Annotated in this window: 17 protein-coding genes and 1 riboswitch; of the genes, 11 read left to right on the plus strand and 6 right to left on the minus strand. The window is 69.6% G+C overall.

Translation table 11 applies throughout. The annotated features are described in order from the left end of the window. The first annotated feature begins 147 nt into the window (after nucleotides 1–147). Nucleotides 148–1,440: an LCP family protein gene (locus tag ACIBI9_RS51615; RefSeq protein WP_397234602.1), complete on the plus strand. Its 1,293-nt coding sequence runs from the start codon at nucleotides 148–150 to the stop codon at nucleotides 1,438–1,440. 7 nt (nucleotides 1,441–1,447) lie between these two features. Here the strand turns inward: ACIBI9_RS51615 and ACIBI9_RS51620 are convergent, their stop codons facing one another. Then, nucleotides 1,448–2,104: a GPP34 family phosphoprotein gene (locus ACIBI9_RS51620; protein WP_397234604.1), complete on the minus strand. Its 657-nt coding sequence runs from the start codon at nucleotides 2,102–2,104 to the stop codon at nucleotides 1,448–1,450. 23 nt (nucleotides 2,105–2,127) lie between these two features. Between ACIBI9_RS51620 and ACIBI9_RS51625 the strand changes: the two genes are divergently transcribed. The 5 genes from ACIBI9_RS51625 (at nucleotide 2,128) to ACIBI9_RS51645 (ending at nucleotide 5,885) form a co-directional block, all read left to right on the plus strand. Next, the gene (locus tag ACIBI9_RS51625) at nucleotides 2,128–2,733 is read left to right on the plus strand and encodes a TenA family protein (RefSeq protein ID WP_397234606.1); all 606 of its coding nucleotides are present in this window, start codon (nucleotides 2,128–2,130) and stop codon (nucleotides 2,731–2,733) included. Nucleotides 2,734–2,779: 46 nt separating this feature from the next. Continuing rightward, on the plus strand, nucleotides 2,780–3,658 hold the full coding sequence (locus tag ACIBI9_RS51630; protein WP_397234608.1) for an Fpg/Nei family DNA glycosylase: 879 nt from the start codon (nucleotides 2,780–2,782) through the stop codon (nucleotides 3,656–3,658). Between the two features lie 5 nt (nucleotides 3,659–3,663). Then, nucleotides 3,664–4,074, plus strand: a complete 411-nt coding sequence (locus ACIBI9_RS51635; protein WP_394494732.1) for a winged helix-turn-helix transcriptional regulator — start codon at nucleotides 3,664–3,666, stop codon at nucleotides 4,072–4,074. Further along, the gene (locus ACIBI9_RS51640) at nucleotides 4,071–4,394 is read left to right on the plus strand and encodes a rhodanese-like domain-containing protein (protein ID WP_397234610.1); all 324 of its coding nucleotides are present in this window, start codon (nucleotides 4,071–4,073) and stop codon (nucleotides 4,392–4,394) included. Before ACIBI9_RS51635 ends, ACIBI9_RS51640 begins: the two co-directional genes overlap by 4 nt. A 52-nt stretch (nucleotides 4,395–4,446) precedes the next feature. Next, nucleotides 4,447–4,566: riboswitch (TPP riboswitch) on the plus strand. Next, the gene (locus tag ACIBI9_RS51645) at nucleotides 4,554–5,885 is read left to right on the plus strand and encodes a purine-cytosine permease family protein (protein WP_397234612.1); all 1,332 of its coding nucleotides are present in this window, start codon (nucleotides 4,554–4,556) and stop codon (nucleotides 5,883–5,885) included. (Overlaps the previous riboswitch by 13 nt.) Here ACIBI9_RS51645 and ACIBI9_RS51650 read toward each other — a convergent pair. Continuing rightward, nucleotides 5,842–6,423: a methylated-DNA--[protein]-cysteine S-methyltransferase gene (locus ACIBI9_RS51650; RefSeq protein WP_397234614.1), complete on the minus strand. Its 582-nt coding sequence runs from the start codon at nucleotides 6,421–6,423 to the stop codon at nucleotides 5,842–5,844. The genes ACIBI9_RS51645 and ACIBI9_RS51650 overlap by 44 nt on opposite strands. Nucleotides 6,424–6,517: 94 nt before the next feature. Here ACIBI9_RS51650 and ACIBI9_RS51655 point away from each other — a divergent pair, with 94 nt between their 5' ends. Continuing rightward, on the plus strand, nucleotides 6,518–8,368 hold the full coding sequence (locus ACIBI9_RS51655; RefSeq protein WP_397234616.1) for an ATP-binding protein: 1,851 nt from the start codon (nucleotides 6,518–6,520) through the stop codon (nucleotides 8,366–8,368). Between the two features lie 209 nt (nucleotides 8,369–8,577). Beyond that, nucleotides 8,578–9,009 carry an ATP-binding protein gene (locus ACIBI9_RS51660; RefSeq protein WP_394494738.1) on the plus strand — a complete coding sequence of 144 codons (432 nt, stop codon included), beginning with the start codon at nucleotides 8,578–8,580 and terminating at the stop codon, nucleotides 9,007–9,009. Here ACIBI9_RS51660 and ACIBI9_RS51665 read toward each other — a convergent pair. From ACIBI9_RS51665 to ACIBI9_RS51675, 3 genes are all read right to left on the minus strand, one after another. Continuing rightward, nucleotides 8,993–9,634, minus strand: coding sequence for a YidC/Oxa1 family membrane protein insertase (locus tag ACIBI9_RS51665; protein WP_397234619.1), 642 nt, complete (start codon nucleotides 9,632–9,634; stop codon nucleotides 8,993–8,995). The two genes, ACIBI9_RS51660 and ACIBI9_RS51665, sit on opposite strands and share 17 nt — an antisense overlap. A gap of 78 nt (nucleotides 9,635–9,712) precedes the next feature. Beyond that, nucleotides 9,713–9,913, minus strand: coding sequence for a DUF6412 domain-containing protein (locus ACIBI9_RS51670; protein ID WP_397234621.1), 201 nt, complete (start codon nucleotides 9,911–9,913; stop codon nucleotides 9,713–9,715). Then, nucleotides 9,910–10,083: a hypothetical protein gene (locus ACIBI9_RS51675; RefSeq protein ID WP_397234623.1), complete on the minus strand. Its 174-nt coding sequence runs from the start codon at nucleotides 10,081–10,083 to the stop codon at nucleotides 9,910–9,912. Before ACIBI9_RS51675 ends, ACIBI9_RS51670 begins: the two co-directional genes overlap by 4 nt. Before the next feature lie 94 nt (nucleotides 10,084–10,177). On the opposite strand from ACIBI9_RS51675, the gene ACIBI9_RS51680 reads away from it, so the two are divergent. Further along, on the plus strand, nucleotides 10,178–10,876 hold the full coding sequence (locus ACIBI9_RS51680; RefSeq protein ID WP_357751989.1) for a response regulator transcription factor: 699 nt from the start codon (nucleotides 10,178–10,180) through the stop codon (nucleotides 10,874–10,876). Continuing rightward, nucleotides 10,876–11,979 (plus strand): sensor histidine kinase, encoded by a 1,104-nt coding sequence (locus ACIBI9_RS51685; protein WP_397234625.1) that lies wholly within the window; start codon nucleotides 10,876–10,878, stop codon nucleotides 11,977–11,979. The genes ACIBI9_RS51680 and ACIBI9_RS51685 overlap by 1 nt, the downstream gene beginning before the upstream one ends. A gap of 17 nt (nucleotides 11,980–11,996) precedes the next feature. Here ACIBI9_RS51685 and ACIBI9_RS51690 read toward each other — a convergent pair whose 3' ends face one another. Continuing rightward, nucleotides 11,997–12,407, minus strand: a complete 411-nt coding sequence (locus tag ACIBI9_RS51690; RefSeq protein ID WP_397234627.1) for a hypothetical protein — start codon at nucleotides 12,405–12,407, stop codon at nucleotides 11,997–11,999. Between the two features lie 187 nt (nucleotides 12,408–12,594). Here ACIBI9_RS51690 and ACIBI9_RS51695 point away from each other — a divergent pair, with 187 nt between their 5' ends. Then, entirely contained in the window at nucleotides 12,595–12,942 is a 348-nt protein-coding gene (locus ACIBI9_RS51695; protein WP_397234629.1) for an STAS domain-containing protein, read from the plus strand. The last annotated feature ends 303 nt before the right edge of the window (nucleotides 12,943–13,245 follow it).

Raw genomic sequence — 13,245 nt, forward strand, 5'->3', positions numbered from 1 at the left:
ACCGTAACGATGCTGGTGGCATCTATGTTTCCGCGGTGACTCTTCCCTGGTTCCGCGTACTTTTCCATGGGAAAACCTTGGCGGAGTGTCTTCACTGGTGGGGGGTTCGACGTAGCGTTTATGACAAATCGAAGGGAAGAAGGCGAAGTGTCTGAGGACGACCGGACGCGGGCCATGCGCTCGCCAGGCGACGGCCGCCCGCTGCCGCCGAGGCCAGGTGACGGCCTGCGCGCCGGGGGTGCGCCGGCTCACCAGGTCCCGTCCGCGCCCGCCGGGGGTGCGGGTGCGCCCACGCACAAGCTGCCTGTGGCCCCGCAGTACCCCGATCCGGGGTCAGGCGCCGCCTCTCCCGGCTCCGCCCCGGACGAGCCGCCCCAGGGGCGCTCGCGCGTGTACGGCCGAGCTCGCTCCGGCGGCAGCCCGGTCCAGCCGCTGCGGTCGAAGCGCGGCCCCTCCGACCCGGGCAAGCCCCGCAGGCGGGTGTCCGGCGGGACGATCCTGAAGATCGTCGCCGGACTCCTGGTCGTGCTGCTGGTGGCGGGCGTGGGCATGTTCTTCTGGATCAACTCCAGGATCGCCGGCATCGACGGCGTGCTCGAGGACTATCAGGGCCGTCCCGCAGACACTCCCGGCACCAACTGGCTGCTCGTCGGCTCCGACAGCCGCAAGGGCCTGTCGGCCGCCGAGCGCAAGAAGCTCGCCACGGGCCGGGCGACCGGCGGGAACCGTACGGACTCGATGATGCTGCTGCACATCCCCGAGGGCAGCGACAAGCCGACGCTGGTCAGCCTGCCGCGTGACCTGGCCGTCGACATCCCGGGCAAGAGGCGCGACAAGCTCAACGCCGCCTACAACGGCGGGCCGCAACTGCTGGTCCGCACCGTGGAGTCGGTCACCGGCGTGCACATCGACCACTACATGGAGATCGGGTTCGCCGGGTTCGTCGGCATCGTGGACGCCATCGGAGGCGTCGAGATCAACGTACGGGCCGCCGTGGACGACCCGAAGGCCGGGCTCAAGCTGAAGAAGGGCACGCAGGTGCTCAACGGCGCCCAGGCCCTGGGTTACGTACGGACCAGAAAGGGCGGCGCGCTGCCCGACTTCGAGCGGACCAAGCGGCAGCGGCAGTTCCTGGGCGCGGTCGTGAAGAAGGCGGCCAGCCCCGGAGTGCTGATCAACCCGTTCACGTCGATCCCGCTGGCGATGAGCGCCACCGACGCGGTCTCGGTCGACGGCGGCACCGGCGCCTTCGACCTGCTGTCGCTGGGGCTGGCGATGGGCGACAGCCCCGTGACGACGGTGGTCCCGTTCGGCGGAACCGAGCGGCTCTCGGACGGCGGCGAGGCGATCAAGTCGGACCGGCCCAAGGCGCTGGCCCTCTTCAACGCCCTGAAGGAGGACAAGCCGGTGCCGAAGGACGTCATCGACACCGGCAACTAGGAGCGGCTCACCCGGTCGTGGAGGTCGTCGCGGCGGCGGTCGCCGCGGTGACCGCCGCGATCATGGCCGCGTTGATGGCGGCGATGGTCTGGGCGACCGCGTCGGCCGTCCAGGCGCCCTCCGCGATCTGCTTGACGCGCTGCCTGCTCGCCCCAGGGAAGGCCTTGCGGTCGAGCTTGGCCGCGTGCGCGATGGCGATCAGCACGGCCGTGCGGGCGCCCGGGTCGGCGCCCGCCAGCGCGCTGATCACCCGGTCCCTGACCTCGGCCTCCACGTCCGGGTTGGCCTCCGGCCAGCGCGTCGTGGGGAAGACGCCGAGCACCTTGCCGCGCTGCTCGGTCAGCACGCCCGACTCCGCCAGCCTCGTGAGCAGGCGCTTGCGCAGCTTGGCCGACTGCAGCCGCTGGACCCACCAGGCCGGCTTGCGCTCCTTGCCCTCCTCGGCGATGCGCGCCAGCGTGGCGTCCAGCTCGGCGTCGCCGAGCGGGGACGGGTCCTTGACCGTCACCTTCCTGTCCGACAGCTCCAGCCGGTCGTTGACGGCCAGCTCGGCGAGGAGCGCGCCGGCGAGGGCCGGGTCGAGCTGGGTCCCCGCGACGAGCTGCGTGCCCTTCTCGTCGTTGTAGGCGAGCAGCAGCAGTTCCTCGGCGATCGTCACAGTCATGCTTCGACACTAACCTCCCAGCCATGAGTGTCTCGGAGAAGTTGCACGCCGTCGGCCGCCCGCTGCTGCGGGCGCAGCTCGAGCATCCGACCGTGGCCGGCATCGCGCGTGGCGACCTGCCCGAGCCGGTGTTCAGGTCGTGGCTGGAGCAGGACTACCTGTTCCTGCTCGACTACGTACGGGTGTTCGCGCGGCTGGCCTGGCAGGCGCCCGACGGGCATCTGGGTGACCTGGTGGACCTGGCGCACACCACGTACCACGACGAGTTGAGCCTGCACAGGTCGCTGTCGGCGGAGTTCGGCGCCGATCTGGAGGGGGCGGGGAAGGGGCCGGCGTGCGCGGCGTACACGGCGTTCCTGCTGGAGTCGGCGGCGTCGTATGGGGAGGGGCTGGCGGCGCTTTATCCGTGTATGTGGGGATATTCGAGTCTCGGGCAGATATTGGCGGAAAATCCGCCTGCTGAGCCGAGATATCGGGCGTGGGTGGACACGTACGCGGATCCGGGGTTCGCGGCGCTCACCGCGCGGATCGCGCAGATGATCGACGAGGTCGGCCCGGACCCGGCGCGGGCCGAGGAGCTGTTCGCCGAGGGGATGGCGCACGAGCTGGCCTTCTGGAGCGTGCCGTAGCCGTCCACAGGCTGTGGACGGCCGGACGCGCACGTACCCTGGGGACATGCCGGAACTTCCCGAAGTGGAGTCGCTCACCCATTTCCTGCGCGAGCGGGCCGTGGGCCGTACGGTCCTGGGGGTCGACGTGGTGGCCATCCAGGCGCTCAAGACGTTCGACCCGCCGGTGACCGCGCTCGGCGGGCTGACCATCACCGGCGTGGCGCGGCACGGCAAGTTCCTCGACCTCGACTGCGACGGCCTCCACCTGGTCATCCACCTGGCCCGGGCGGGGTGGCTGCGCTGGCGCGACGACCTTTCGGGCGCGAAGCCCGTACGTCCCGGCAAGGGTCCGCTCGCGGTACGGGTCCGGCTGGCGCCCGACGAGGAGGGCCTGGCACCCGGGTTCGAGCTGACGGAGGCGGGGACGCAGAAGCGCCTGGCCGTCTACGTCACCAAGAACCCGGACGACGTCCCCGGCGTCGCCGCACTCGGCCCCGACCCCCTCGACGAGTCCTTCACCGTCGACGCGCTCAAGCGCATCGTGGGCGGCAACCGCACCCAGATCAAGGGGCTGCTGCGCGACCAGAAGATCATCGCCGGCATCGGGAACGCGTACTCGGACGAGGTGCTGCACGCGGCCAAGATGTCCCCGTTCAAGATCGCGGCCACGCTGACGGACGCGCAGATCGCCGACCTGCACGAGGCCATCATCGCCACCCTGGTGGAGGCGGTGGAGCGGGCGCACGGGCTGGCGGCCAAGGACCTCAAGGCCGAGAAGAAGTCGGGACTGCGGGTCCACAACCGGACCGGGCAGCCGTGCGACGTCTGCGGCGACACGATCCGCGAGGTGTCCTTCGCGGACTCCTCGCTGCAGTACTGCCCCACCTGCCAGACCGGCGGCAAGCCCCTCGCCGACCGCCGGCTGTCCCGCCTTCTCAAGTGAGCCCGATGGAAGAAGACACGGTGGAACCGCTCGACGACTACGACGTGCGCCAGTGGGACACGCGCGAGGACTGCGAGGTACGCCAGATCCTCGACCGCATCGCCGACAAGTGGTCGCTGCTCGTGATCGCCCTGCTCGACTGCCAGAGCCTGCGCTTCACCCAGCTCCGCCGCGAGATCGACGGCGTCAGCCAGCGCATGCTCAGCGTGACCCTGCGCCAGCTGGAGCGCGACGGCCTGGTCAGCCGCACGGTCCACCCCGTCGTGCCGCCCAGGGTGGACTACGCGCTCACGCCGCTCGGCCGCACGCTGCACGAGACCATCAAGTCGCTGGTCACCTGGACGGAGGCGCACCAGGAGGAGATCGCCGCGGCGCGTGCTGCCTACGACGCCAGGCGCGAGATGATGGAGTCATGACCGTTCCTGAGATCGAGGCCAATGCCGTTCCCGCAGACGCTTACCTGCTCGACGTCCGTGAGCAGGACGAGTGGGTCGCGGGGCACGCCCCGGAGGCCGTGCACATCCCCATGACCCAGATCCAGGGTCGGGTCGACGAGGTGCCCGGCGACCGCACCGTCTACGTCGTCTGCCGGGTGGGCGGCCGGTCCCTGCAGGTCGCGGCCTGGCTCAACCAGCTCGGGCGCGACGCCGTCAACGTCGGCGGCGGCATGCAGTCGTGGGAGTTCGCGCGCCGCCCGATGGTGAGCGAGACCGGGCAGCAGCCGTTCGTGGCGTAAAGGCGCACTGTGGCGGTTTTGCCGTCACTAAGGCATGATGAGGGCGCCAACTGCAGATCGTCGCGGGAGCTCGGGGTTCGCCGGGCTGAGAGGGCAGCAAACAGATCCGCTGCCGACCGCCTGAACCTGTCCGGATAATGCCGGCGTAGGGAGTGTGCGATGACGCATGTCGTCGACGAAGTTCCGCTGACTCTTGAAGGCAGGCCGCCGAAGACCCTGGGCGTGCTCGACCAGGGTGCGCTCTGGGCGAACCTCGGTGTCAGCCTCCTGGGCTTCTCCGGAGCGTCGCTCCTGCTCAATCCCCTGGGCAACGCTCCGCTCAGCCTGACCGCCGCGCTCCTGGCGACCGTGGTCGGCAGCCTGATCGGCACCGCCATGGTGGGCCTGTCCGCCGTCCCCGGCACCCAGACGGGGCAGCCCGCGATGGTGCTGCTGCGGGGCCTGTTCGGGGCGCGGATCTCGTACGTCCCCACGGTGCTCAACATCGTCCAGATGCTCGGCTGGGCCGCCTTCGAGCTGTGGGTGATCGCCAAGGCGGCCAGCGCGATCTTCGGCGCCGTGCCGTACCAGGTGTGGGTGGTGGCGGCGGGGGTGCTGACCACCGCGCTCACGATCTGGCCGCTCGGGTCCGTCAGGCTGCTGCGGCGGTACGTCACCATCGGCGTGATCGTGTCGATGGTGTGGTTCGCCTGGTTCTTCCTGACCAGGGCGCCCGCGCACACGGGCGGGTCCTGGACGGCGTTCGCCCCGGCCGTGGACTACGTCATCGCGCTGTCGGTGTCGTGGGTGCCGATGGCGGCCGACTTCGCCCGGCACTCCAGGTCGAGCAGGTCCGCGTTCACCGGTGTGGTCGGCGGCTACTCGCTGGCTCAGGTGGCCTGCCTGGGCCTGGGCGTGTTCGCAGTGGCCATGGCGGGGGCGGGCAAGGTGGCGGCCGATCCGACGTCGGTGTTCGGCCCGTTCGTGGCGGTGCCGCTGGGCGCGCTGTTCTTCGCGATCCTGGTGCTGCGCGAGACCGACCAGTCCTTCGCCAACGTCTACTCCACCACGGTCTCGCTGCAGAACCTGATGCCGCGGGTGGACCGGCGCGTCTTCTCCATCGCCATCGGCGTGCTGAGCGTCGCGATCGCCCTGGTCGTGGACGTCAACTCGTACGGGGCGTTCCTGGGGGTGATCGGGGCGGTCTTCGTGCCGATGTTCGCGGTGCTGGCCGTGGACTACTTCGTGCTCGGCGGCTCACGGAGCTGGAACACCGCGGAGCGCGCGCCCTCGCGCTGGTCGAGGCTGGTGCCGTGGGCCCTCGGCTTCGTGGCGTACTGGCTGACGACCTCCACGCTCACGGTCAAGCCATGGGACGGCTTCTGGCAGGGGGTGCGCGACGCCATCGGCTTCACCCGGCAGCCGTGGATGAACGGGGCGCTCGGCGCGGCCATCGTCGCCGGGCTGGTCACCCTGCTGATCGGCTGGTCGACACGCGCTTTTCGACGTTGAGCAGGTGCTGCTTGGCGGCCGCGCCACCCGCGTAGTCGCCGAGCGCGCCGTCCTCGCGCACCACCCGGTGGCACGGCACGATCACGCACACGGGGTTGGAGGCCAGCGCGTTGCCGATCGCCCGCAGCGCGCGTGGCCTGCCGATGCTCGCGCCGATCTCCTCCAGCGTCGTGGTGGTGCCGTACGGGACCGCCATCGTCTTCTGCAGCACCGTGCGGGCGAAGGACGTCGCCAGCGTCAGGTCGACGGGCGTGGTGAACGCGCGCAGGCGGCCGGAGAAGTAGGCGTCCAGTTCCCTGCGCACCGGGTCGAGCCGGCGCGCATCCGGCCCGATGAACGTGCCCACGTGCCTCGTGATCAGCTCGAACACGGCGTTTTCCGGCTCGAAGCTGCACGCCGCGATGCCCTTGCCGGTGACCGCGAGCACCAGCCGGCCGACGGCGCCGTCATAGGTGCCGAACGCGATGTCAGGAGGTGTCTCACCTCGATAGGTGCTGGAGGTCACGCGCAACAGGGCATCGAGATCGCCGCTCGACATGCCACCAGCCTCCCCGCCGCCGAGAATCACCGTGACCGCAGCGTATCGGACGGATCGCCCGACGCACTCACCACGCCACGTGCACTATGGAGGAGTGGGGGACGAATGGGCCGGTAGTGACGACGAGATAGCTCGCGCTGCCCTCGCCGGTTCGCCCAACGCCGTCGTGGTCGTCGACCGTGATCAGAGCGTTCTGGTCTGGAACGAGGCGGCAGAGCGGCTGTTCGGGTGGACGGCGGAGGAGATGCTCGGGCGCCGGGCGCCGATCGTGCCGGGCGAGCTGACCGCCGAGCACAACGCCGTGCTCGAACGCGTACGCACCGGCGGCCAGGTGTCGGTCCGCACCAAGCGTTTACGCGACGACGGGACCGTGCTCGACGTGCGCGTCGACATCAGCGCGCTGCGCCTGGGCAGCGCCGTGGCCGGATATGTCTGCGTGCACCACCTCGCGCGGGCCGACCAGGTGGCCAAGGACCGCATGGCGCGCCGGGCCAGGCTGGTGCGCCGGCTCACCGACGTGGTCGGCGACATCAACTCGGAGCTGGAGCTGTCGGCCGTGCTCGACCGGATCTCGGCCAGTCTGACGGAGCTCACCGGGGCGGACGCGGGCGGGTTCGTGCTGATCGAGGGCGAACGGTTACGGCTGGTCAGCACGTACCAGCTGCCGGAGGCCATCAGAGGCACCACCACGGACCTGCGCACGAGCCTCGTCGACAAGCTCTTACGCACCGGCAAGACCGTCATGCTGGAGTCGAACGGGCTCGAGGACCTGGTGTGGGCCCGGCTGAAGGGGCTGCACACGATCGCGCTGGGCCTGGCCGCCGTCGGAGGGCGCCCGTACGGGGCCCTGTACGCGCTGTTCGCCCAGAGCACACCCGGACACCTCGAACTGGAGCTGCTGGAGCTCCTGGCGGGCCACGCGGGCATCGCCGTCGGCAACGCGGTGGCCTACCAGGAGGCGGTGCGGCAGCGGGCGCACGAGCAGGCCGTCTTCGACGCCAGCGCCGACGGCATCGCCGTGCTCGACGGATCGGGGCGGGTCGTCCGCTGGAACCCGGCCGCCGCCGAGCTCACCGCGTTCCCGGCCGAGGCCGTCATCGGCGGGCCGCCGCCGTTCCCGCTGCCCAAGCCGGGCGAGAAGGTCACGTTCCAGATGGAGACCGGGCGGTGGCTGGACGTGGTGAGCGCGCGGATCGAGGAGACCGGCGAGGTGGTCATCGACTTCCGCGACGTGACCACGGCCAAGGAGCTCGAGGAGGCCAAGGACCTGTTCCTGGCCACAACCAGCCACGAGCTGCGTACGCCGATCACGATCGTGCGGGGGTTCGCCAGCACGCTCGACCGGCGCTGGGACAAGATGAGCGACCCCGAACGCCGCTCGGCCGTGCACACGATCGCCGAGCGGTCCAGGTCGCTGGGCGAGCTCATGGACCACCTGCTGCTCGGGGCCAGGGCGGGGGCGGACGAGCTCAAGGTGCGGATCGAGGAGTTCGACCTGGCCGAGCGGATCGACGCGGCCACGCTCGGGCTGCCCGCGCTGTCGGACAAGCACCGGGTCGAGGTGGCCATCCAGGACGGGCTGCCGAACGTCCTGGGGGACGCGCTGGCCACGGACATCGTGCTGGGGCAGCTGCTGGAGAACGCGTTCAAGTACTCGCCCAAGGGCGGCTTGATCAGCGTGGAGGCCTGGCCCGAGGCCGACAACGTCGTCGTGGTCGTGGACGATGAAGGGGTCGGTATCGCCCCGACTGACCGAGAGAGGATCTTTGAGAGGTTCGTCCAGGTGGACAGCGGCGACCGGAGACGGTTTGGTGGAGTGGGGCTCGGTCTCTACATAGTCCGCAGCCTCGCCAGGGCCCAAGGCGGAGACGTGAGCGCGCATCCGAGACCCGGAGGCGGCACACGAATGCGTCTTGAGCTGCGAGCGAGCCGCCTCACGAAGTGAGGCCATAAGCACGAGCCTCTTTCGGTGCGTAGTTTCCACTATCGGATACGACACACCGAGGCGGTAACGAGGTGGTCACAGTTGAGCTGATCTATCGTCCAATGTGTACAAGCTGTGATCGAGATGCGGTTTCTGGGATCGAGTAACGGGGCATTTCGGTCGTACCGGGGAGTGTTCCCGCGGGGGGCACAGGGAACGGGGAGGTGGGTGTGTCAAGCGTGGTGCTGCTGCCGTACGCGCCGTCCAGCGTCGCCGTTGCCCGCCAGCGCCTGAGCACTGAGCTGCAGGACAGCGGGGTTTTTTCGGCGGCGATCGACGACGCGGTGCTCGTGGTGAGCGAGCTGCTGAGCAACGCGCTGAGGCACGCGCATCCCCTTCCGTCGGGGATGGTGAGAGTGGCGTGGTTGCGGAGTGACGATCACATCGAAGTGGCGGTGAGCGACGGGGGTGCGGCGACCGAGCCGCGCGCCGGCCGCCCGACCCTGTCGTCGCTCGGGGGCCGGGGGCTCGGCATCGTGGAGTACGTGGCGGAGAGCTGGGGGGTCCGGCACGACGGTGACACGACCACGGTGTGGGCCATCCTGCCCGCTCCTCGTGCGTCGATGAACGGGCAGGTCACAGCCCTCAGAGAGGCCGGCTAGCCAGCACCGCCCGCTCGCTCGTGGCCCATGCCGTGGACACGAGCAGGTAGAGCCCGGCCGCGAGCGGCATCACCAGCGCGGCGAGCACGGAGCCGTACGGCATCCACGGCAGGAGCCGCTTCATCCAGTCCGGCTGGTCGTCGGTCACCTTGATGTTCCTGGCGGAGAACCATGCCACCACCGCGACCAGCGCGATGACCAATACAAAGACCAAAACCGGCACGCTGACCAGACCGAAATTGGCCACTACCCCGGCGACCTGCTGACCCAGCGGAGCGCCGAAAAGGGTCTGTCCGGCCAGCGCGGTCGGATGCGTGGCCACCCGGAACATCAGCCACATGAACGGAAGCTGCGCCAGCATCGGCAGGAACCCGGCGAACGGCGAAGTGCCTTCCTTGGCGAAGAGCGCGGAGGTCTCCTTGGCCAGACGCTCGGGGTTGCGCGCATGGCGCTTCTGCAGCTCGCGCAGCTTGGGGGCGAGCCGCTGGCGGATCTTCATGCTCCGGGACTGGCGGACGTTCAGGGGCAGCAGCAGGAGGCGTACGGCCAGGGTGAACAGCACGATGCCGAGCGCGGCGCTGCCGCCGGACATGCTGATGACGAACGTGACAAGAGAATCGATCATGAGCCCTACTTCGAGTGAGACGAGGAAAAAGGGCTCACTCGTACGAGGAGCCCCGCTTGACGATGAAGCGGGGCATGCCTAAGGGGCTCGTGGACGCGAGCGGCCGGCCGCGTCGGGGTCGCGCTGCCGCTGGAAGGCCGTACGGCGCGCGTAACTCAGCGGAAAGCTCGGCGGCTCCCCACTGAGGGTGGGCAGGAGCGTGGCTGCCCACGTGGCCAGCAGCAGGATCGCCAGCATGGTGATCCCGACCAGCCACGGGTCGAACAGGAAGAACGTCAATGCGATCGGGAGGACTTGCCCACCACGGTGACCGCGACGAAGACGAGCAGAGCGATCACCCCGATGATCAGAGCGATCTTGATCAGGCCTGCCAGCATCGGCAGCAGGAAATTGAACAGCACGAAGAGACCCAGCAGGGTCCCCAGCACGAGCATCACGACTCTACCCATGCAGCCACCGTACGTCCTCCGGACATGATCCGCGAGGCTTACGAAGCAATGACGTACATGACACTTACCTGTTCCTCAGTCGTACCGTGAAGGCGTGAACACGCGCATCCTGGTGGTCGATGATGATCCGACCGTTTCCGAGGTCGTCGCGCGCTATCTGGAGCGCGACGGTCACGAGGTCGAGTGCGTCGGCGACGGGGTGGAGGCGCTGCGCAGGGCGCTGGCCCATCCGCCCGACCTCATGGTGCTGGACCTGATGCTGCCCAAGCTCGACGGGCTGCAGGTGTGCAGGAAGCTCAGGGAGCGCTGGCCCGTACCGGTGATCATGCTGACCGCGCTCGGCGAGGAGATCGACCGGGTGGTCGGGCTGGAGACGGGGGCCGACGACTACGTCACCAAGCCGTTCAGCCCGCGCGAGCTCGCGCTGCGCGTGCAGTCGGTGCTGCGGCGGGCGCGGGGGGCGTCCGTCACCGGCGGCACCGGGGTGCTGCGTGACGGGGATCTGGTGGTGGACGTGGGGGCCCACGAGGTCCGGCTGCGGGGGGACGAGGTGATGCTGACGGCGCGGGAGTTCGACCTGCTGGCGCACCTCATGCGCAATCCGCGGCAGGCTTTCAGCCGCTCCGCGCTGCTGAACCAGGTGTGGGGGTGGTCGTTCGGCGACTCCTCCACCGTGACCGTGCACGTCAGGCGGCTGCGGGAGAAGATAGAGCCGGATCCGACCGAGCCGCGGAGGATTGTCACAGTGTGGGGGGTCGGCTACCGGTATGAGCCGATGGAGGGCGGTTCCTGATGCCTCGGCCCGGTGAGCTGCCCATGGTCGTCGCGGTGGCGGCCGGGCTCGGGCTCGTGATCGCGCTGCTGGGCATCGGGGTGATGTGGCGGCTGCGCACCAGGTCCATCGGGGTGATGATGGCCGTGGTCGTGGTGGTCGCCGTGGCGGCCACGCTGGCCGGGGTCGTGGCGATCATCATGAAGATGATCATTGAGGGGCCCGTCAAGGACTTCGTGCTGAGCGTGGTGGCCGTGGGCGGGCTGGTGGGGCTCGGGGTGGCGTTCGTGCTGGCCAGGCGGGTGGTCGCGGAGAGCCGGCGGCTGGTGGACGCCGTGCGCGCCGTGCCGTTCACCGCGCCCCAGGGGCTGCCGGCCGAGCTCCAGACCATCGCGAACACCTTGGAGGAGGCGTACGCGCGGGAACGGGCCCTCGAAGGGGCGCGGCGGGAGCTCGTCGCCTGGGTGAGCCACGATCTTCGTACGCCGCTGGCCGGGATGCGGGCCATGGTCGAGGCCCTGGAGGACGGGGTGGTGTCCGATCCGGTCACGGTCGCGCGCTACCACGGGCAGATCAAGCTGGAGGTGGAACGGCTCTCGGGGATGGTGGACGACCTGTTCGAGCTGTCGCGGATCCACGCGGGGGCACTGCGGCTGTCGCGTTCGCGCATCGGGCTGGCCGACCTCGTGGCCGACACCGTCGCCGGGGCCGAGCCGCTGGCCAGGGCCAAGGGTGTGGTCCTGACGGGTGAGGCGTCGGCGTCCCTGCCGGTGGAGGCCGACGCGGGGGCGTTGGGGCGGGCCCTGCGCAACCTCGTGGTCAACGCCATCCGGCACACGCCGTCGGACCGGACCGTGGTGCTGCGGGCCGGGGTGGACGAGGAGGGGATGGCTTGTCTGTCGGTCGCGGACTGTTGCGGGGGGATTCCTGAGGAGGACCTGCCCCGGGTGTTCGAGGTCGCCTTCCGGGGGGAGGCCGCTCGTACGCCCACTGCTGACGGTGGGGCGGGCCTGGGGCTCGCCATCGCGCAGGGGATCGTGGAGGCGCACGACGGGGTGATCGGGGTGGTCAACGACGGGCCAGGGTGCCGGTTCGAGATCCGGCTCCCCTTGGTCACCAGCTGACCGCCCCCTGCCACCACTCAGGCGCTTTCGGGGAACTCCGGCTCTGTCGTGTCCCTGGAGGTGCCGAACGACTCCGACATCGCTCGAAATGTCGGGCAGGGCCAGCGCCACATGCAGCTCCGGCACCGCAGGATCGGATGGGCGGCGTCGCTGGTGATGCCTCCCGCGTCCCTGGGCTGATGAAGATCGAGCAACCTCAGCCCGAGCTCCAGGAACCTGAGCAGGTCCGCCCGGGCACCGCCCAGGAAGTCAAGGTCCTCGATCGCGAGCCGGGTGCGGATGGGGACGTAGCCTTCGCGGTTGACCAGGCTGCGGAGGCGTTCTGCTTCGTCATGCCATGACGTGGCCTTCTCCGTGCGGATGAGGATGTTCTCCAGGCGCTCTCGGAGCCCTTGACGCTGAGGGTCTTCAGGTTTTTCTGCTTTCATCGTCGCGGGACCCGTCTGTCGTGCCCCAGCCCCTCCTTCGCCATGAAGCCGTGCTGTGTCCGGTGTCACGCTGTCAAGCTTCGCGTACTCTCCGTTTCCATGGAGCCCAAACGGAGGACAAAAACCTGTGGTTGCCCTATCGGCGTGACAACGTGACCGGAAGCCTCCGCGCCGCTAGCCTGCCCATGTGGAGCTCAAGGTCTCGACTCGATCACATGCCGGGTGCGCACTCGTTGCCATCACCGGGGAAATCGACCTCTATACGGCGCCTCACCTGCAGGCCGAGTTCACTCGGCTGCTGCAGGAAGGGCCCAGCCGAGTGGTCATCGACATGTCCGCCGTGGATTTCTGCGACTCCACGGGGATGAACGTTCTGCTGTCTGCGCTCAAGCGGATGAAGGAGCAGGGAGGGGCGCTCGACGTGGCCGCCCCACGCCCTGCGGTCCGCAAGATTCTGCAGGTCACCGGGCTCGACTCGGTGTTCACCGTGTACGACGAGGTGCCGCAGGAGTTCCTCATAACCGAGGGCTCATGACGGGATCCGTGCTCGGATCCGACGACGTACAGAGCGGGGTCGCCTCGACCCTGTCCGCAGGGGCGGCCCGCTGGCCGGCGGTGCCGCTACTCGCGCATGCACCACACCGGACGCGTGCACGGCGCTCTGAGGACGTGTCGCGGAGGATCCCGGCAGCGCGCCCTGGGGACACGCCGCGCAGGACCCCGCGCTCTAAGGACGGGTCCCGCAGGACCCCGGCAGCGCGACCTGAGGACATGCCGCGCAGGACGGCGGCACCGCCTCCTGCGGATGCGTCACCGTCGCGCAGGACGCCGGCGCCGC

It is taken from the genome of Nonomuraea sp. NPDC050451 (assembly GCF_044458585.1).